A 16,726-nucleotide genomic window follows, 5' to 3' on the forward strand; every position below is an offset into this window, starting at 1 on the left:
AGACCTGAAGATGAAGCGTCGTGATTTCCTGAAAGTGTCGGCAGCAGGCGCGGCGGCGACCGCCGCGGTGGCCTCGCCGGCGATCGCGCAGTCCTCGCCCGAGATCAAGTGGCGCATGACGTCGAGCTTCCCGAAGTCGCTCGACACCATCTATGGCGGCGGCGAGCAGGTGGCGAAGTACGTCGCCGAAATGACCGACAACAAATTCCAGATCCAGGTGTTCGCCGCCGGTGAAATCGTCCCGGGTCTCCAGGCGCTCGACGCGACCTCGAACGGCACCGTCGAGATGTGCCACACCGTCTCCTATTACTATGTCGGCAAGGACCCGACCTGGGCGATCTACGCCTCGGTGCCGTTCGGCCTCAACGCGCGCCAGCAGAACTCCTGGTGGTACCAGGGCGGCGGCATGGAGCTCGGCAACGAGTTCTTCAAGAAGTCGAACGTGATCGGCCAGCCCTGCGGCAACACCGGTACCCAGATGGGCGGCTGGTTCCGCAAGGAGATCAAGACCGTTGCCGATCTTTCCGGCCTGAAGATGCGCATCGGCGGCATCGCCGGCCAGGTGCTCCAGAAGGTCGGCGTCGTGCCGCAGCAGCTCGCCGGCGGCGACATCTATCCGGCGCTGGAGAAGGGCACCATCGACGCGGCCGAGTGGGTCGGCCCCTACGATGACGAGAAGCTCGGCTTCGCCAAGGTTGCGAAGTACTACTACTATCCGGGCTTCTGGGAAGGCGGTCCGACCGTCCACGCCTTCACCAACCTCGACAAGTGGAATTCGCTGCCGAAGAACTACCAGGCGATCCTCACCAACGCGATGGCCAACGCCAACAGCTGGATGGCCGCGCGCTACGACATGCAGAACCCGGCGGCGCTGAAGCGTCTGGTCGCCGGCGGCACCCAGCTTCGCCCCTTCACCAACGAAGTGCTGGAAGCCTGCCTCAAGTCGACCAACGAGCTGTGGGGCGAGATCTCGGCCAAGAACGCCGACTTCAAGAAGTCGATCGACGCCATGCAGGCCTACCGCTCCGACGAATATCTGTGGTGGCAGGTCGCCGAATACACCTACGACAGCTTCATGATCCGCTCGCGCACCCGCGGCTGATCTTCGCAAGAATTCGCAAGACGACAGGGCCCGGTCTCGTTCGCGAGGCCGGGCTTTTTCTTTGCCCAGAAGCGGGCGCCAAAGCAAAAATATGGAAAACAACCCCATGCACAGTAGACGGGCGGTGCGGGGACAATGCCCTGTGGAAGCGGTCAACAGTCTGGCGCGCCAAGGCAAATCAGCACGAAGCGGCAATCGTCGTGAAATCAAGGCTGAAATGCGGATTTGAGGCCGGGTGACGGGTTGCGCCTTCCGCCCCCTTCCGACGATGAACGGGATGCCCGTTTGACTCGTCGGGCAAAACACGGGCAAAATGGGATCATCGAATAATCCGAAATCGATGCCAGCCCGGAGGCGACGATGAGCTTCGATCCGGACGAGGTTCAGAGCGCGCTGCGCAAGGCCTGGTCGTTGTCGACGGCCAGCAAATGGACCGCGAACAATCCGGCGGCAGGGCAATGCAACGTCACCTCGCTGCTCGTTCATGAACTCTTCGGCGGTGAGCTGTTGAAGACGCCGCTGCCGGCCGGCGACCATTTCTACAATCGGATCGAGGGGCGGCGGTATGACTTCACGGCAAGCCAGTTCGATCAGCCAATCGCCTATATGGACTTGCAGACAAATCGGGCCGACGCAGAGCTAGGAGCAACAAACGACGAGCTGGCTGAACTCAGAGCTGCCTTTCAGGAGCACCGTACCGAGTCAGGTTAGGGTCACAAGGCCGCCCTCGGCAGCCTGCATGATCTTCGTCGGCTCGCCCCCCCGGAAGCAGACGTCTCGGTGCTCTGAGCGAAGGTCGGCCGCGGGCCAGCAGGAGACATGGCTCTTGCACATTAGCCTGGCCAGATAACGGGCAACGCCTGAGACATTCGTTTCAACTCAGATGGCAGCTCCGGCCAGCAAGAAAGCGCCGCCTAGCGCGACCATCACAAGTCCAGGCCAGTTCGATTTGATGCTGAAGCCGCCACCCGGTCTTTCAGGCTCCAGCGTGTCCCGCCCGGAGCGAAGCCGCCTTCCACCACTGAGTCGGCCTCGCCAGATGGGCTGAAACGCCATTTGGAGCAAGCCGCCGAAAACAAGGAGCACACCAAGCCATATGAGGGTCATGCTCGCCTCCTCCTCCCGCGAACGTCGAGAGGTTACCGCGCCGAGACCCGTGGTCCATTCAGCGTCTGTCTGCTCTCTCGGAATTAGATCGACCTTGAAAGCCGCCGGACGCACCAGCGCGCCGCACGCAGGCTGAGGATCACGCTCTCCGAAAGCTCAGACTATGTAAGCACCCTGCTTAGTCTTCGTCCGGCTCGCGCACGACCGGCGGTTCGTCGTCGGTTTTGTCCTCTTGTTCGTCTTCGTCGTCGTCCTCTTCGTAGTCATCAGGATCCCGGGGCGGCATCGGGTTGCCCATGATCGCGAAGGCACGCCGGTCGATCGCAGGAACTAGCTCAGAGCGTAGGGTCATGTTGTGCTCCTCGGAGGTGACCCTGGAGCACTTTACCCCTTTTTTGCGGGGCAGACACGGAATTGGCGGCCGGCGCGGACGAAGTTCGGTTGTCTCTGTCAGACCACCTGGAGGTAAGCGAGTTCGTCGGATCGGGCCCAATAGGCGACCTCCCGCCGGTTCGCTGCTTTAGAGCGGTTTCACCTGAAATCCGCTTCCTTCTGTCACTCCGTCTTCGTCTTCGGACGTTCAATAAGTTCGTAACTGGGAACGCGGGTGCTTTCCTCCCACGATTCCAGAGCAGCTCCGCAGATTGCGCAGACCGCGTCACCTGTATGCGGCACTAAGAACTTCTCTTCGGTGCGTCTGTACTCAGCACCGCAAGTGCATTGCACAATTGTCACCATCGCCACGATATGTGCTTCGGATCACGGAATTTCCAGTCCGGGCAACTTGTTGTCGGCTTGGGGCCAAGAGCCGTTCGCCGTGCTCCATGCAATCTACCAGTTTAGCCTACAGTTAGCGAACCGGCGGAACTTTCTCGATCGACTGCGTCCACCCTGACTTCCGCTCGCGCTTGAGGCTGATCGCGTTCAGTAGCCGCGCGGTGACGATCATCATCAGGACTCCTGCAAAACTGACCACGATCTGCATCGCAAGCCGCTCGGAGAGGTCGAGCAGCGTAAGGTGGCTAGCGAGCGCCAGAAGGACGCCGAGACAATAGATCGGCAGCGAATTCTCGCCACACCACCTTGCGCAGATCAGCGCCGGCGTTGATAGCGCTCCCCAATTCTGAGGAATGGATCGCAGCACCACAATTGCAAGAGCCACAAAATGCAGCAGCCGTATCGGACTGAGATTCGATTTATCCAATGGAAACACCAGATCCTTCAAAGTTTGCGGTACCAGCGGCTCGAAGCTCCAACTCCGTGCAAGGACCAGACCGAAAACCAGATAAAGAACGGCAAGAACAAGCGCCGGGCGCGACATCATCCATGGCCGGAATTTCCCTCCCTCAACGACGCACCATGCGCCCAGCACGATCAGAAGCTGCCAAGCCAGCGGATTAAAGAACCAGACGCCACTCGGCCAGGCTGGCACACTCCAACCGAAGACGTGCACGAGCGCGTACAGCAACACGGACGCTCCCAGCGTAACGTTCGGCGCTCGCAGCAGCAGCCATAGCAGCGGCGGGAACAGCACGTGAAAAATCACAAAAACCGGCAAGACGTCGGTATTGACGGGCCGGTATTGCAGGATTGCGGCGTGCGCAAGCGTGGCGCCCGGATGCTCGAGCAGAATTCGCGTATTGCTCTCGTCGGCGAGGTCATCGCTGCCCGCAAGGTAGACGAGGACGACGCAAGCGAGCGTGAGCAGCAGAAACGCCGCATAGATGTCCCATCCTCGCCGCAGCGAACGGCCGATCATGCCGCTCCAGCCCTCGCGCTCCCGTGCCCTGCCGTAGGCGAGTGCGCAGGTCACGCCCGAGAGGAACATGAAGATCTCGGCGGCATCGCAGAAGCCGTAGTTGCGCGGTGTCAGCCAGCTCCCGATGTTATTGGGAACGTGATCGAGAAAGATCCACCATAACGCGATCCCGCGACAGATGTCGATACGCAGATCGCGGCCAGCGGCTTTGAACTCCGGCGGAGTTTCGCCGAGCAATCGCGTCGAGGTGTGAGTTCGATCATCCATCTGCCGGCCTGTCTGCGTGCGCTCGCGCTCATGGGGTCGATAGCGCGCGCCAGCTACCCGATGGATGATGGGGGCTCCTTGGTCGCCCAACTGCTCCTCTGAGCGCCAGGGTCGGCAGGATCATCGTCCTCCCAAGGCACTTGCAAGGTTATGTCGTCCACGCCCCGTATCAAAAGTTGCTTTCGCATTTCGGTGAGACGAGCGCGGCAGTATTCGCGATAAAGCATGTCGACTATGGCGGACATGATCGAATTCCTTCCTGATCACCACGGTTGACCTCCCATGTGACAGATTTCGACCATTTCACCCAGCGGCTGAAAAGGAGCAGTGCCGGGACGTAATTTGCGTCCGACGGACCTTAATGGTGATGCGACGATCAAGGCACGACAGGAAATCGGTAGAGGATAGTCTCGTGCTGCAGAATTTCTGCTCGCGGATCGATGAGCCCGAGCAGTTGCGAGCAGCGTTGTAAGGTTGGACTTGGTCTCGCACCCTGCCAGGGATTTCCAAATTGGATCCGATGGCAGCAATTTGAAATAGAGCCGTCACAATCATCTCCTCTTAAGGGAGATATTTGCACGCGATATTCGCAATCAAAGATTGTCGCATTTTTCTGGTCGCCACGTGAGCCAGTTCACATCAGCATCAATCACAGGTGAACGAGACTAGCAGACAAGTGATGTAGCTTCTTGGAGGCCTGCGTACCTCAAGGGGCGGTCGGTGCGCAAATTGCAAAGTACGGATACCGAAGGCTGGCCTGTCGCTGCAATTGAACCCAAGGTCTTATCAAGGCTGGAGGTCCCCATGTCTACGGACGCAGGCGACTTCGTATCGCATCGATTTTCGACGCGTGAACATCCGGAGCGGATGCGACTTCCACTGTGGCGCGAGAGCTTTGTGCGGGGGATAGTCCACGTCGATGTCGAGCCGATTGCGAGCATTCCGTTTCAAGTCGACGCAACGCTGCAAGCGATCCGCGGTTTGCGCAGGCTCGCACTGAAAGGCTCGCCAATGCGCTTTCAGCGCTTGCGGACGAGCATTGCCGACGGTGACGACTCGATCGGCCTGATCGTCTCCTCGCCCGGCAAAAGTCAGCTGACGCAGCGGGGCCGCGACATCGAGCTTCGCGCCGGCGGCGCAGTCTCGATTCTGCATTCGGAGCCCGCCACCGTCACCTATGTCGACGGAGTGCTGTTCGGTCTAGCCGTGCCCCGCGAGGCGCTTGCGCAGCGCGTGGCGGACATCGAGAGCCTCGCTATGCGGCCGATCCCTCAGCGAAATGAACCGCTTCGTCTCCTCATGGCCTATCTCAAGTCGGCCTTCAAGGAGGGGGCTCTGGCCGCTCCGAAGCTGCGTGAAGTCGTCATGGCTCACACCTGTGATCTCGTAGCGCTCGCAGTCGGCGAGTGCGCTCCCTTGGGCGAGAGCGATGCGAGTGCGGTCGTGGCCGCGCGCCACAATGCCGTCCTCGACTACATCGCGACACACTTTCAGGAGCCCGGGCTCAGCGTCGAGACGGTCGCTCGTTGCCAGGGCATTTCACCTCGCTATCTGCAGCGCTTGATGGCGCTGTCAGGATCGTCATTCACCGGGCACGTGAATGAGCTGCGTCTGCAACTTGCGCTCAAATTGCTGACCGAGGCACGCGCCGGCGCGCAACTGATTTCCGATATCGCCCTGGAGGTGGGCTTCTCGGACGTTTCGCATTTCAATCGCCTGTTCCGAGCTCGCTTCGGCGATTCGCCGCGTGGGGTTCGCTACATCGGCAGGGATCGCGGCCGAGCCATATGCCCTTGATCGGCCTACACGCGAGATGTTGCTACCGAATGTCCGCTTCGGGTCAAAGGCCGCCCTCGGCAGCTGGCATGACCCTGATCGGCTCGCCTCCCGGAAGCGGACGTCGCGGTGCTCTGAGCGAAGGTCAGCCGCGGGCCAGCAACAGACATAGTGCGAGCATTAGGAAGACGCGAGGCGAGGGCCTTAACGCCCCCGGAGTGTCCCGATCAAGCAGGACGGATACCGCCTGTTCGTGCAGCGCGTGGCTGGACGAGTCGCTTTCGCTCTGCCCCACAAATCGGACCACGCGAGAGCCTGTCTGGACTTCGCCTACGGGCCAACGGTCGACATCGGCCGCGTAGCAAGAGACCGCCCGAGGGCGGTCTCGCATTTGACAGAGAAGGCGCTCCGTCAAAGATCGACTTGGACGGCAACGTTGGAGCGTACCCAATCCGATTGCCCAGCCTTCAGCCGCTTGGCTTGAAATTCAACGAACGCTGGATCGGCACCCAGTGATGCCAAGGTGCGCCCATAAGCTTCTACGCTATCGAAGCGAGCGACGAAGGCGTAATTCCCGATCTCGCCGCCGATCACCGACCAATAGCTGACATCGGCCCCGTGTTTCCTCCAAAGTGACGCGCCGTCCTTTGCCAGCTGCAAGACGGTCGCAAGATCGCTACCGGGTCTTGGATGCGAAACGAACTGCATAATGACTGCAGGCATTTTCCCCTCCAATAAGCAATGATGGCGCCAAACAACTGTTCTGATCATTTGGCTGGAGGAGAATTCCAAAGAGCGCAGCCTCAAGCTTGATCTGGATCAACTCCATTTCTTCAGCCTGGCGGCATTCTGCCCGTCCTTGCGCTGAATGACGGCACTGCATGGAGCTGGCCATGATGGAGCAGCGCAATCGAGTTGTTCAGGTCAGCCGCTTCGGGGATCCGGAGAGACTGGAGGTTATCGAGGCTCACCTGCCGACCGCCGGCCCGGGCGAGGTGCGCGTTCGCGTACTCGCGTCGAGCCTCAACTACACTGAGGTGTTGATCAGGCGCCATCTATATCCGCAAACAATGCGCCTCCGGCCGCCGTTCGTAATGGGTTACGACGTAGTGGGGGCAATTGATCAACTCGGCGAAGGCGTGCACGAGTTTCGGATTGGCGACCGCGTGGCCGATATGACAGTGGTTGGGTCGAACGCCGACTATCGCACGCTTCGGGCAAACAACGTGGCCCGTGTGCCGGTGGACGTCGACCCGGCCGAGGCGGCTGCGCTGATCTTGAGTTGGACGACCGCGCATCAGCTTCTGCACCGCGCGGCCAACGTCCGGCGAGGGCAACATGTGCTCGTGCACGGGGCTGCCGGCGCAGTCGGCCAGGCGCTGCTCGTGCTCGGGAGACTGGCCGGTCTCAAGCTGTGGGGCACTGTACGCCGCGAGCACATGGAACTCGTCCAGGACCTCGGGGCAACGCCGATCGACTACCAGCACGAGGACTTTACGCGGTTTGTGCCGGGTGGGTTCGACGTCATCGTCGACGGCGTTGGCGAAGACGGCTATCGCCGCTCGTACGCGGCGCTCAAGCCAGGTGGCCTGCTCTGTGCCATCGGCTTTTCGGCGAGCGTGCAGGCACAGCGTCGAATGCTCCCTATCTTGATGGAGATCGCGCGTCTCTACCTGTGGAGACTGTTGCCCGGCGGCAAGCGAGCCCGCTTTTACTCGGTAAATGCCATGCGGGCGCGACATCCCACCTGGTTCAAGGAGGACTTGGAGCACCTGTTCGGGCTTCTGGCAACCGGTGCCATCCGGCCGCGCATCGCCGAGCGAATTTCCTTCGAGGAGGTTGCCGATGCCCACCGTCGCCTCGAGGCTGGCGGTCTTGAAGGCAAGCTCGTGCTTTGCCCGGATCTCTCCTTGCGAGGCAGCCGGCGCGCTGCCTGACGCGCGAAGTGGCCAGCCCTGTTCGATCGCCTCGTCAGCGCACGCAAGGAGTTATGCCGACGTCTCCAAGCTAAGGATGCCGGCGGCAGCACACGATCTGGCGATCCAGTCGCACCACGTTGGAGGGGGTGCTGGAATCGTTCGCCAATTTCGGCGAGCGGCGACGCAGGAGGAAGCATACGCCGCAAAGCGTCTCCTTCCTCCACGCGACGCGGCAGATGAAGAATCCGGCATGGCCGTCGAACGACAGCACGAATTCGCTGGCAAATATGTAGTACGGCGTGGAGATGCACGCCCCCAGGGCGCTGATATCGCGCACCACACACGGATGGGTCCCACTCATTTCACCAAATGACAGCCGCGCCGCCCGGTTGATCGGGATGCGCTTCATCGCACGACGTTCCATCATGGCGAGATGCTCCAATGAAGAGGTGACTTCCAATGCGATCCACTTCACGAAGTCAGTTTCCCGGTCCCGCCGACGTCCGGAAAACGGCAAATGCCTGCACGTTGATCTGCGCGGCTCACGCGAACAAGCAGTGTTGTTGTCTTATTAAAATTGGATCGGAGTTGGTGGTTAATTCGGGCGCTTGTCTTATCGCCGGGTTTGTTGGACCACCATGGGGATGCTCTTGAACCTCGTCTCGGTGGCGGGCGTCTAATTCCGGACGCTTCAGTAGTAGACCGTAGGATGGGTAGAGCGCAGCGAAACCCATCATCTGGTCCCGGGATGATCCAGCGCGCATTGATGATCGCGGCGACCGCGATGGGTTTCGCTGCGCTCTACCCATCCTACGTGCACCACGCGCCGGTCAGTGTTGCCCTGCCTTCCAGTCGCGCTTGATCTTCTTGGCCAGAGACCATTTGTGAACTTCGGTCGGCCCGTCGTAGATCCGGAATGCGCGGATCTCGCGGAAGGCTTGCTCGACGATCGTTTCCGTCGAGACCCCGGTGCCGCCCATCACCTGGACGCAGCGATCGGCGACGCGCATCAGCGCTTCCGACACGGCGACCTTCGCCATGGAGCTTTCGCTGGTCCCGAGCGAGCCGGTGTCGAGCACGCCAGCGCACCAGTCGATCATCAGCTCCGATTGCTGGAGATCGATCAGGTTCTCCGCCAGCATGAAGCCGACGCCTTCGTGATCGACCAGCGGCTTTCCGAACGCCTGGCGGCGGCAGGCGTAATCGGTGGCAATTTCGTTGGCGCGGATCGCAAGGCCCAGCCAGCGCATGCAGTGCGACAGGCGTGCGGGGCTCAGCCGAATCTGGGCATATTTGAAACCCTCGCCGGACGCGCCGAGCATCTGGTCGGCAGGCACGCGAAGATTTTCGATGTCGATCTCGGCATGTCCGCCGGGCATCGAACTGTCGATCGTATCAAGCACGCGCAGCGTGCGGATCGCGGGATTGGGCAGGTCGATGAGGAACATGCACGCGCCGTCGTCCGACTTCGCCATGACGATCCCGACCTTCGCGCCCTCGGCTCCGGTGATGAACTTCTTGCGCCCGTTGATGACCCAGTGATTGCCGTCCAGACGGCACGTCGTCTGCATCATCGACGGATCAGATCCGGCTCCGCCCGCATCCGCAGGTTCGGTCATGAAGAACGCCGAGCGCGCCTTGCCCGACACGAGCGGCTCGAGGAAGCGCGCTTTCTGCTCGCGGCTTCCGACCTTGCCTAGCAGATACATATTGCCTTCATCCGGCGCCATGGTGTTGCACGCCAGTGGTCCAAGCGGCGAGAGGCCGGACTTGATCAGGGCCTTTGCGGTCTCGCGTTGGGTGAGATGAGATCCATCGGGGAGAATATGCGGCGTCAGGACGCCGGCCTTGCGCGCCTTGGCGCGCAGCTCCTGCACGAGCTCGTCGCTCGGGCCGTGTGGACCTGTCCGCGGATCTTTCTCGTAGGGAATGACCTCAGTGCGGATGAACGCCTCGATCTTCGCGGCAAGGCTGTCGTCTTGATGGGACATGATTACGAGGACTCCGGTCGACCCCGTCGCGGCGGGATGCTGGCTTTCGATCACCTATAGACGGGTGGGCCGGATTTGAGCAACATCTGCACTGGCGCATCTGCCAGGAGCCAACAGCGGCCCACATGCGCGTACCGTGACGTGGAAATCAAAAATCAAGCCGGCCGTAGAGTTCGTCGAATGGTACGCACACATGCTCGCGATAGGCGGACCTCGATTGCAGCCGCTCATACCAGCGCTCAACGTTCGGCAAGTTCGGGCGCGGAAGGTCAAGATTGAGGTAGCGATAAAGATGGGTCCCTATCGGAATATCGGCGAGTGACAGGTGGTCTCCCAGCATGAAAGACCTTCCTTTCAACTGATGGTCGACGTGCTTCAGATGGCGGCTGGTTTGTTCCCGAGCTTTGTCCACCGCAGTCAGATTGCGCTGCGCTTCGGGCGTCCTGTACCAGCCCCAAAATACGCCAACCAGGAATGCCGGCTGCAACGCGGTCTGCGACCAGTCCATCCATTGATCCGCCTTCGCGCGCTCAGCCGGATTCGTCGGCCAGAACGAGGTTTCGGAAGCGTATTTGGCCGCAAGATACCGCAGGATGGCGTGCGACTCCCAGACGATGATGCCGGAGTCATCAATCACCGGAACGCGGCCATGCGGATTCATGGCCAGGAATTCAGGCGCGTCGAGGCCCCCGAACGAGCCTCCGAGTTCGACATGCTTGTGCGCGACGCCCAGCTCACCGACCAGCCACATAACCTTCTGGAGGTTGAACGACGATTTACGACCGTAAACGGTGAGCATGGGGTAGACCTCAATGGAGATTTTCGCTTTCCGCCGGGAGGGCGGACGTAGGAAGAAACTCGCGTCAATCAGGCAATGGCTGCGCCTTGATGAGGCCGCGTCCTGGTCGAAAATGACCCTGAGCTGCCATCAGCCGTTTCGCGCAATGAAAACGGCAGAGGGCTCCACCTCGATGAGGAACTCGTCCTTGGCGAGGTTTGGCACTCCAATCCAGGTTGTACACGGCGGATTATCACCGAACACCGCCTTGAGAGCGGCGCTGATGGCTTTGCCTTCGTGCATGTGACTCTGCTTGATGTAGAGCCGCAGCGCACCGACCTGATCAAGTTTCCCACCAACCGACGCCAGTGCAATGCCAAGGTTTTCGAGGCTCTTGCTGAGTTGGCGACCGATGTCGCCAGTGCCAATGACGTTCTGATCTGTGTCCCAAGCAACCTGGCCGGACACATACACGACGTCGCCGAACGGTGTGGGGACAGTAGCAACTTGCGCGAAACCGTAGCGCGAGCTGTCGAAGATTCCGACAGGAACATGCACCGATCGGCTCATGAAGGCTCCCTTGGCCAGAGCGCCAGTTAGCGGCGCCACCACCATTAGACCAGAACGCCGGCGAGGGGAAAATCGGCTTGTTGCTCTTCGCCACGTATTGCGATGCCGCACGAACCTGGTCACTGTGGGGTCAAGTGGATGTGGCTTTTGTCGCGTCACGCCGCCGGGTTTATGGGGACACGTCCTAGACTTGCGCCTCTGCTTTCGTATCAGGGCTGCTCTGACCCAGCCGCGGCTCCGTCCCTGCCAATAGCCGACCAATGTTGGCGCGATGGCGGACGATCACGTAGAGGCCGCCCGCGATCACCAGCAACCGATAGGGCAGCGGTTGCTCAAGAGCGCAGACGAGCACGATGGCCGTCAACGCCGCGAGGATCGAGCTGAGGGACACGAGCCGGGTGCTCGCCAGCACAATGCCAAAGGTCGCTGCTGCGCCCAATCCCACTGGCCATGACATCGCCAGCAGCACGCCAAGCCCGGTCGCAGCGGATTTGCCGCCTGTAAAGTTCAACCAGATCGAACGGCCGTGGCCGAGCAGCGCGGCAATGCCGGCGAGGCAAACCGTCCAGGCCACCCAGGCTTGCGGGTCGAGCGCTGCCGGCGGCGTAGAGGAAAACTGTGCCGCGAGCCAGGGACAGAACCAGAGGGCGATCAAGATGGCCACAACACCTTTGAGCACATCGATGATGAGCACCGCCAATGCAGGCCATTTGCCAAGCGTCCGCAGGACGTTCGTGGCCCCGGTGGATCTCGAGCCGTGCTCTCGAATATCGATGCCCCTCAGCAGCCTTCCGGCCAGATACCCCGTGGGCGTGGAGCCCAGCAGATAGGCGATCACAAGGCCAAGCGCGCTCGCCGCAAAGAATGCCATCGGTCCATTTCCAGTTTCCGCAATCGGCGTTTTAGCGCCGGCTTTGCCTGACGGCTATGGGCTGGCTCTTGAACCCCATCCCGGGCGGGGACGTCAAACACCGGACGATTCCAGGTGATGACCTTGTCCTCCAGTTTGACCAGCCTCTTCGATGGGCCCTTCCTGATCCTCATATGGGCCTTCACGCTCGCCATCGCGGGCGGGCCGCTGCTCTTGAGGTTCCTGAACTACCGGCCGGTGACGCGCTGTGCGGCCTTGCACGCCGTGGCGAAGGTCGTCACGACCGGGTGCTGGCTGACGTTCGGCACCGCCGCGATGAACGCCCACGAGCGCGGTTTGATCTCGGTGTTCACGAGTATCCTCGCCGTGGCGTTCGTGTTTGCTGCCGCCGCCGGTGGCTCGCTCCTGATCGCGCGCTGGTGTCCCGATGAACAGCCTTAGCGCGCGATAGGCGCGATCAATCGGCATCCGTTTGCGCGATCACAGCGCACGCCTCGTCCTTCGAGACGACCGCTCCGCGGCCTCCTCAGGATGAGGCTAAGCGGCATCGGTGCCGGTCGAAACGACGGCCGCGCACCCGGTCCTCATCCTGATGGCCCGCCAACGGCGGGCATCTACAGCTGCGGACCAGATAGTCCAACCTCTCGCTCGGCGCGAAAGACATTGCCATAGAGGCTGCTGATCCATTGTCTTCCGCTCGAGGTCACATTCAGATAGCGGATCGCCACCGGGATCTGCGGTGCGACCTTGGTCCAGTAGAATTGCGGATATTTGTGCACCACGTCCGCGGGCGTGGCGTATCCGAGCGATTTGTTGAGCCCTATCTCCTCGAATTCGTAGAAGAGCGCATTTGATTTCTTCATGTAGTTCGGGTCGCCGAGCTGACCGATCAGATCAGCGGCACGCAGCAGCAAGCCTTCCTCCTCGTCCAGATCATCCTTGAGTTCGTTCGCAGGTGCGTCTGCATAGGGAAAGCGGGTATATTCGATGGCTCGGGCAACGCGAGCGGCGTCGATCTGGTCGACTGCGTCGAGACGCTCCACGGCAAACAATTTCGAGCGATCGACGTGATAGGGCGTAAGGGCTGCATCGGAGGAGCCGATCGGCAGCTCAACCGTCCGACCGGTACCGTCAACGACATAGGCTCCCTCCTGGTCTCCGTGAATGATGCCCCGAACGTAGCCGATGTCGTGGATCAGACAGGCCAGAATGAAATGAGCGTAGTCGTCGGCTGTCGTTGGCCTCAGCAGTGAGCGGCCGATCAGGATGTCGTGCCCCACCAGCGTGACCAACAGGGTGTGCTCGACGTTGTGGTACAACGCATCGCTGTTGCCGATACACTCCAGGGCCAGCTTTGCTGCGTAGGGCAGCAATTCCGGCAAGCTCGCATGCGACGAGCCGAAGCGGCCTTTTGTCTCCGAGGTGAGGAACGCACCGAGCGCCTGGGACGTCAATTCCGGAATCGTTATCATGAGCAGGGTCCTCACCTTCGTCGGCGAATCTCCAGAAGGGTGACGTCGCCGCCTCGAATGCGGCTGAACATAATTTGAGGCCAAAGGAGGGGTGAGGTTTGACCTAGATCAACGCGGCTGCGACGCCAGGCTACGTCTGCCCGGCGGCAACCTCGGTTGAAGCCGCCACCCGCACGCGCGGCGTTCGAATGAACTCCGCGACACGGCGGAGCGACATGTTAGTCTGGGCCATTGCATCTATGTGATTGTACAGGAACCGGAGCATGATTCCGCAAGATCGGTTTCGCGGCCTCTTTCATAAATATCTGCTCGCGCTTTTCGTGGCTGTCGCAGTCCCACTCGCATTCAACGGCGTTATTGAAGCCTGGTTCGGCTATCGCGATCAGCGCGCGAGGCTCGACCAGTGGCTTAGCCTCCAGTCCGCGTCCGCGGCCGCAGAAATCCACGATTTCATCCACGGCATCACAGGCCAGCTTGGCTGGCTGGTCCAGCTCCCGTGGACCGACGAGCCCGACGAACGCCGTCGGACCGACGCGCTGCGCCTGCTTCGACAAGCGCCTGCCATCGCCAGTCTCACGCTTCTCGACGGCAAAGGCCTGGAGCGACTCCACATCTCGCGAATCGGCCTCAATCGAATCGAGAGCCGCACGGACCGATCGGCCGATCCCGCCGTGGTCGGTGCCCGGGCGGCCCAGATCTGGTTCAGCGACGTCCGCTACAATCGAGGCTCCGAGCCGTACCTGACGGTTGCGGTTGTCGGTAATCGAGCGGCCGCCGGCGCCGTCGTCGCCGAAGTCAACCTCAAGCTGATCTGGGACGTGATCTCGTCGATCAAGGTCGGAAGAACCGGCTACGCCTTCGTCCTGGATCGATCGGGTCGCCTTATCGCCCATCCCGACATCAGCCTCGTTCTCCGCGGGGCGGAAGAAGCAACCTCCGGACCATTTCGGGCTGTGCGGGACGCGATCGGGCCGAAAGCGGGCTTCGCAACGAGCCGGGATGCACAAGGACAATTCGTTGCCGCCAGCGCGGCTCCGGTGCAGGGCCCCGATTGGACAGTCGTGGTCGCGCAGCCGCTATCTGAAGCTTACGCGCCGATCTATTCCGCCCTGTGGCGGACGGCAATGCTGCTCGCGATCAGCACCATGCTCGCAGGGATTCTTGCCTATGCACTGGCGCACCGGATGACGGAGCCGATCAAGCTGCTCGAGGAGGGCACGGAGAGAATTGGTGCGGGGTCCTTCGACCACCGCATCTCAATTCACACCGGGGATGAGTTCCAGCGCCTTGCAAACAGCTTCAACAAAATGGCCTCCGAGCTGGCGCTGGCGCAGCAGCACCAGGAGCGCATCGCCAAGCTCAAGCGTTTCCTGGCCCCCCAGGTCGCAGATCTCGTCGATCGAGCCGGCGATGACAGCGTGCTGGATGGCCACCGCAGGGAAGTCGTCGTTGTCTTCTGTGATTTGAGGGGGTTCACCGCGTTTTCGGCGGGAGCTACGCCTGAAGACGTCATGAGCGTACTGTCGGAATACTATGAGCACCTCGGCAGCGTCATCGCGAAGTTCGAAGCAACGCTGATCAATTTCTCCGGGGACGGGTTGATGGTTTTGGTCAACGCGCCTGTCCCGGTCGAAGAGCCTGCCTTGAGAGCCATCGATCTCGCAGTCGACATGCAGAAGAACGTGCAAGCCCTCATCGCCGGCTGGCGACCGCGTGGCTACCAGATTGGGTTCGGCATCGGCCTTGCCAGCGGGCCTGCGACTGTCGGCCGTATCGGATACAAGGACCGGCTCGACTACACCGCCATCGGGAGTGTCGTGAACCTCGCGGCCCGGCTGTGCGCATCTGCCGCAGACAAGGAAATCCTGATCGACGCCGGAATAGCCGCCGTCGTCAGGGGCAGGCGGCCCGTTCAGGATCTCGGGGGGCGCGTCATCAAGGGATTTGACGATGCCATTCCAATCTTCGGAATATCGTTCGAAGCTCTCTAGCCGAGATGGCCGCGCGACGGCTGGCCGCAATCGGTTAGAGACTGTTCGAGCATCCGGGGCTATGCTCCGATAAACGGCTGACGGCAGCGGGTTCGTAGGCATGAGGTGCGCCAACCCTGGAGCAGCAAGGCTAGGCCGACGCGCCAGACGGCGTGATTTTCTTCTTTGGATGGCGGGCGCCGCGACATGGACGACCGTCTCGTACGGACAGAAGCCCTCCATGCCGGTCATTGGCTATCTGTGCCCGGAGTCGCCCAAGCTCTTTGCCAGTCGGCTTGATGCTTTCCACCAGGGACTAGGGGAGGCCGGCTTTGTCGAGGGCCGCAATGTGAAGATCGACTTTCAGTGGGCCAACGGACAATATTCTCGATTGCCTGCCCTGGCTGCCGAACTGGCCGCCAGACCTGTCGACGTGATCGTGGCCCCCGGTGGGGCTCCCGTGGCCCTTGCCGCGAAGGCTACGGGGACGACCAAGCCCATCGTGTTCGAGATGGGCGGCGACCCCGTTCAGCTGCGCGTGGTGGATAGCCTGTCGCGGCCGGGCGGAAATATCACGGGCGTTTCGAGCCTGAGCGTCGATGTGTCGCCAAAGCGGCTCGAGCTGATGCGCGACCTGCTGCCCGCGGCGACCAGTTTGGGGATTGTCGCCAACCCGACAAGTCCAACCGCAGAATCGCAATTGCAGAAGCTTCGCGCGGCTGCAGAAACCCTGCGGGTTCAACTGCAGATCTTGAACGCGAGCAAGGAGGATGAATTTGAATCCATGTTCGCTGCCGTGGCGAAGGACGGACCAAGCGGACTTGTGTTTACCTCCGATCCCTATTTTGCATTTCGCAGTGCCCGGTTGGCGGCTCTCGCGATGAAATATCAAATACCCGCAATCACCCAGACCCGGGACTTTCCCGTGGCTGGGGGCTTGATGAGCTATGGCGGAGATTTCATGCAGTCGCACCGTCGCGCGGGCGTCTATGCCGGACGCATTCTATTGGGCGAAAAGCCTTCTGATCTGCCAGTTCAACTCGTCACGAAGGTGGAGCTCGTCGTCAATTTGAATGCCGCGAAACTGCTCAGCCATCCGTTCTCCGCGGCCGTGATTGCCGGCGCAGATGAGGTGATCGAGTAG

16 protein-coding genes are annotated in these 16,726 nt (G+C 61.2%); 7 read left to right on the forward strand and 9 right to left on the reverse strand.

Annotation, left to right across the window (positions count from 1 at the left end; translation table 11 throughout):
* Window positions 1-10: 10 nt before the first annotated feature.
* Both NLM25_RS19025 and NLM25_RS19030 read left to right on the forward strand, forming a co-directional pair.
* Window positions 11-1,102 carry a TRAP transporter substrate-binding protein gene (locus NLM25_RS19025; protein WP_254118378.1) on the forward strand — a complete coding sequence of 364 codons (1,092 nt, stop codon included), beginning with the start codon at window positions 11-13 and terminating at the stop codon, window positions 1,100-1,102.
* Between the two features lie 360 nt (window positions 1,103-1,462).
* Complete coding sequence (locus NLM25_RS19030) at window positions 1,463-1,813, forward strand: hypothetical protein (protein WP_254137957.1); 351 nt, start codon at window positions 1,463-1,465, stop codon at window positions 1,811-1,813.
* 574 nt (window positions 1,814-2,387) lie between these two features.
* On the opposite strand, the gene NLM25_RS19035 is transcribed toward NLM25_RS19030, so the two are convergent.
* Entirely contained in the window at window positions 2,388-2,561 is a 174-nt protein-coding gene (locus NLM25_RS19035) for a hypothetical protein (protein ID WP_254141375.1), read from the reverse strand.
* Between the two features lie 498 nt (window positions 2,562-3,059).
* Complete coding sequence (locus NLM25_RS19040; RefSeq protein ID WP_254141215.1) at window positions 3,060-4,235, reverse strand: OpgC family protein; 1,176 nt, start codon at window positions 4,233-4,235, stop codon at window positions 3,060-3,062.
* Between the two features lie 804 nt (window positions 4,236-5,039).
* Here NLM25_RS19040 and NLM25_RS19045 point away from each other — a divergent pair.
* Complete coding sequence (locus NLM25_RS19045; RefSeq protein WP_254137958.1) at window positions 5,040-6,032, forward strand: AraC family transcriptional regulator; 993 nt, start codon at window positions 5,040-5,042, stop codon at window positions 6,030-6,032.
* 390 nt (window positions 6,033-6,422) lie between these two features.
* On the opposite strand, the gene NLM25_RS19050 is transcribed toward NLM25_RS19045, so the two are convergent.
* Complete coding sequence (locus NLM25_RS19050; RefSeq protein ID WP_245473470.1) at window positions 6,423-6,734, reverse strand: hypothetical protein; 312 nt, start codon at window positions 6,732-6,734, stop codon at window positions 6,423-6,425.
* Between the two features lie 170 nt (window positions 6,735-6,904).
* Here NLM25_RS19050 and NLM25_RS19055 point away from each other — a divergent pair, with 170 nt between their 5' ends.
* Window positions 6,905-7,948 carry a medium chain dehydrogenase/reductase family protein gene (locus NLM25_RS19055; RefSeq protein ID WP_254137959.1) on the forward strand — a complete coding sequence of 348 codons (1,044 nt, stop codon included), beginning with the start codon at window positions 6,905-6,907 and terminating at the stop codon, window positions 7,946-7,948.
* Between the two features lie 70 nt (window positions 7,949-8,018).
* Here the strand turns inward: NLM25_RS19055 and NLM25_RS19060 are convergent, their stop codons facing one another.
* The 5 genes from NLM25_RS19060 to plsY all read right to left on the reverse strand — a co-directional run bounded on the left by NLM25_RS19060 (window position 8,019) and on the right by plsY (window position 12,140).
* Window positions 8,019-8,405 carry a PilZ domain-containing protein gene (locus tag NLM25_RS19060; protein WP_254137960.1) on the reverse strand — a complete coding sequence of 129 codons (387 nt, stop codon included), beginning with the start codon at window positions 8,403-8,405 and terminating at the stop codon, window positions 8,019-8,021.
* A 355-nt stretch (window positions 8,406-8,760) separates the two neighbouring features.
* Complete coding sequence (locus tag NLM25_RS19065; protein ID WP_254137961.1) at window positions 8,761-9,921, reverse strand: acyl-CoA dehydrogenase family protein; 1,161 nt, start codon at window positions 9,919-9,921, stop codon at window positions 8,761-8,763.
* A 148-nt stretch (window positions 9,922-10,069) separates the two neighbouring features.
* Complete coding sequence (locus tag NLM25_RS19070; protein ID WP_254137962.1) at window positions 10,070-10,720, reverse strand: glutathione S-transferase family protein; 651 nt, start codon at window positions 10,718-10,720, stop codon at window positions 10,070-10,072.
* A 129-nt stretch (window positions 10,721-10,849) separates the two neighbouring features.
* Window positions 10,850-11,269, reverse strand: coding sequence for a RidA family protein (locus NLM25_RS19075; RefSeq protein ID WP_254118386.1), 420 nt, complete (start codon window positions 11,267-11,269; stop codon window positions 10,850-10,852).
* Window positions 11,270-11,453: 184 nt separating this feature from the next.
* Window positions 11,454-12,140: a glycerol-3-phosphate 1-O-acyltransferase PlsY gene (gene plsY, locus NLM25_RS19080; RefSeq protein ID WP_254137963.1), complete on the reverse strand. Its 687-nt coding sequence runs from the start codon at window positions 12,138-12,140 to the stop codon at window positions 11,454-11,456.
* A gap of 117 nt (window positions 12,141-12,257) precedes the next feature.
* On the opposite strand from plsY, the gene NLM25_RS19085 reads away from it, so the two are divergent.
* On the forward strand, window positions 12,258-12,581 hold the full coding sequence (locus NLM25_RS19085; protein ID WP_254137964.1) for an archaellin/type IV pilin N-terminal domain-containing protein: 324 nt from the start codon (window positions 12,258-12,260) through the stop codon (window positions 12,579-12,581).
* Window positions 12,582-12,754: 173 nt separating this feature from the next.
* Here NLM25_RS19085 and NLM25_RS19090 read toward each other — a convergent pair whose 3' ends face one another.
* The gene (locus NLM25_RS19090) at window positions 12,755-13,612 is read right to left on the reverse strand and encodes a metal-dependent phosphohydrolase (RefSeq protein WP_254137965.1); all 858 of its coding nucleotides are present in this window, start codon (window positions 13,610-13,612) and stop codon (window positions 12,755-12,757) included.
* 263 nt (window positions 13,613-13,875) lie between these two features.
* On the opposite strand from NLM25_RS19090, the gene NLM25_RS19095 reads away from it, so the two are divergent.
* Both NLM25_RS19095 and NLM25_RS19100 read left to right on the forward strand, forming a co-directional pair.
* Window positions 13,876-15,603 (forward strand): cache domain-containing protein, encoded by a 1,728-nt coding sequence (locus NLM25_RS19095; RefSeq protein ID WP_254118390.1) that lies wholly within the window; start codon window positions 13,876-13,878, stop codon window positions 15,601-15,603.
* Between the two features lie 169 nt (window positions 15,604-15,772).
* Window positions 15,773-16,726 (forward strand): ABC transporter substrate-binding protein, encoded by a 954-nt coding sequence (locus NLM25_RS19100; protein WP_375167836.1) that lies wholly within the window; start codon window positions 15,773-15,775, stop codon window positions 16,724-16,726.

It is taken from the genome of Bradyrhizobium sp. CCGB01, from assembly GCF_024199795.1.
Classification (GTDB): Bacteria; Pseudomonadota; Alphaproteobacteria; order Rhizobiales; family Xanthobacteraceae; genus Bradyrhizobium.

What these genes read in the sequence shown, in the direction of transcription:
- NLM25_RS19030 (WP_254137957.1), top strand. Translation starts at nt 1,463, where the DNA reads ATGAGCTTCGATCCGGACGAGGTTCAGAGCGCGCTGCGCAAGGCCTGG.
- NLM25_RS19075 (WP_254118386.1), bottom strand. Translation starts at nt 11,269, where the DNA reads ATGAGCCGATCGGTGCATGTTCCTGTCGGAATCTTCGACAGCTCGCGC.
- NLM25_RS19045 (WP_254137958.1), top strand. Translation starts at nt 5,040, where the DNA reads ATGTCTACGGACGCAGGCGACTTCGTATCGCATCGATTTTCGACGCGT.
- NLM25_RS19085 (WP_254137964.1), top strand. Translation starts at nt 12,258, where the DNA reads ATGACCTTGTCCTCCAGTTTGACCAGCCTCTTCGATGGGCCCTTCCTG.
- NLM25_RS19035 (WP_254141375.1), bottom strand. Translation starts at nt 2,561, where the DNA reads ATGACCCTACGCTCTGAGCTAGTTCCTGCGATCGACCGGCGTGCCTTC.
- NLM25_RS19040 (WP_254141215.1), bottom strand. Translation starts at nt 4,235, where the DNA reads ATGGATGATCGAACTCACACCTCGACGCGATTGCTCGGCGAAACTCCG.
- NLM25_RS19090 (WP_254137965.1), bottom strand. Translation starts at nt 13,612, where the DNA reads ATGATAACGATTCCGGAATTGACGTCCCAGGCGCTCGGTGCGTTCCTC.
- NLM25_RS19055 (WP_254137959.1), top strand. Translation starts at nt 6,905, where the DNA reads ATGATGGAGCAGCGCAATCGAGTTGTTCAGGTCAGCCGCTTCGGGGAT.
- NLM25_RS19100 (WP_375167836.1), top strand. Translation starts at nt 15,773, where the DNA reads ATGGCGGGCGCCGCGACATGGACGACCGTCTCGTACGGACAGAAGCCC.
- NLM25_RS19025 (WP_254118378.1), top strand. Translation starts at nt 11, where the DNA reads ATGAAGCGTCGTGATTTCCTGAAAGTGTCGGCAGCAGGCGCGGCGGCG.
- NLM25_RS19095 (WP_254118390.1), top strand. Translation starts at nt 13,876, where the DNA reads ATGATTCCGCAAGATCGGTTTCGCGGCCTCTTTCATAAATATCTGCTC.
- NLM25_RS19065 (WP_254137961.1), bottom strand. Translation starts at nt 9,921, where the DNA reads ATGTCCCATCAAGACGACAGCCTTGCCGCGAAGATCGAGGCGTTCATC.
- NLM25_RS19050 (WP_245473470.1), bottom strand. Translation starts at nt 6,734, where the DNA reads ATGCCTGCAGTCATTATGCAGTTCGTTTCGCATCCAAGACCCGGTAGC.
- plsY (WP_254137963.1), bottom strand. Translation starts at nt 12,140, where the DNA reads ATGGCATTCTTTGCGGCGAGCGCGCTTGGCCTTGTGATCGCCTATCTG.
- NLM25_RS19070 (WP_254137962.1), bottom strand. Translation starts at nt 10,720, where the DNA reads ATGCTCACCGTTTACGGTCGTAAATCGTCGTTCAACCTCCAGAAGGTT.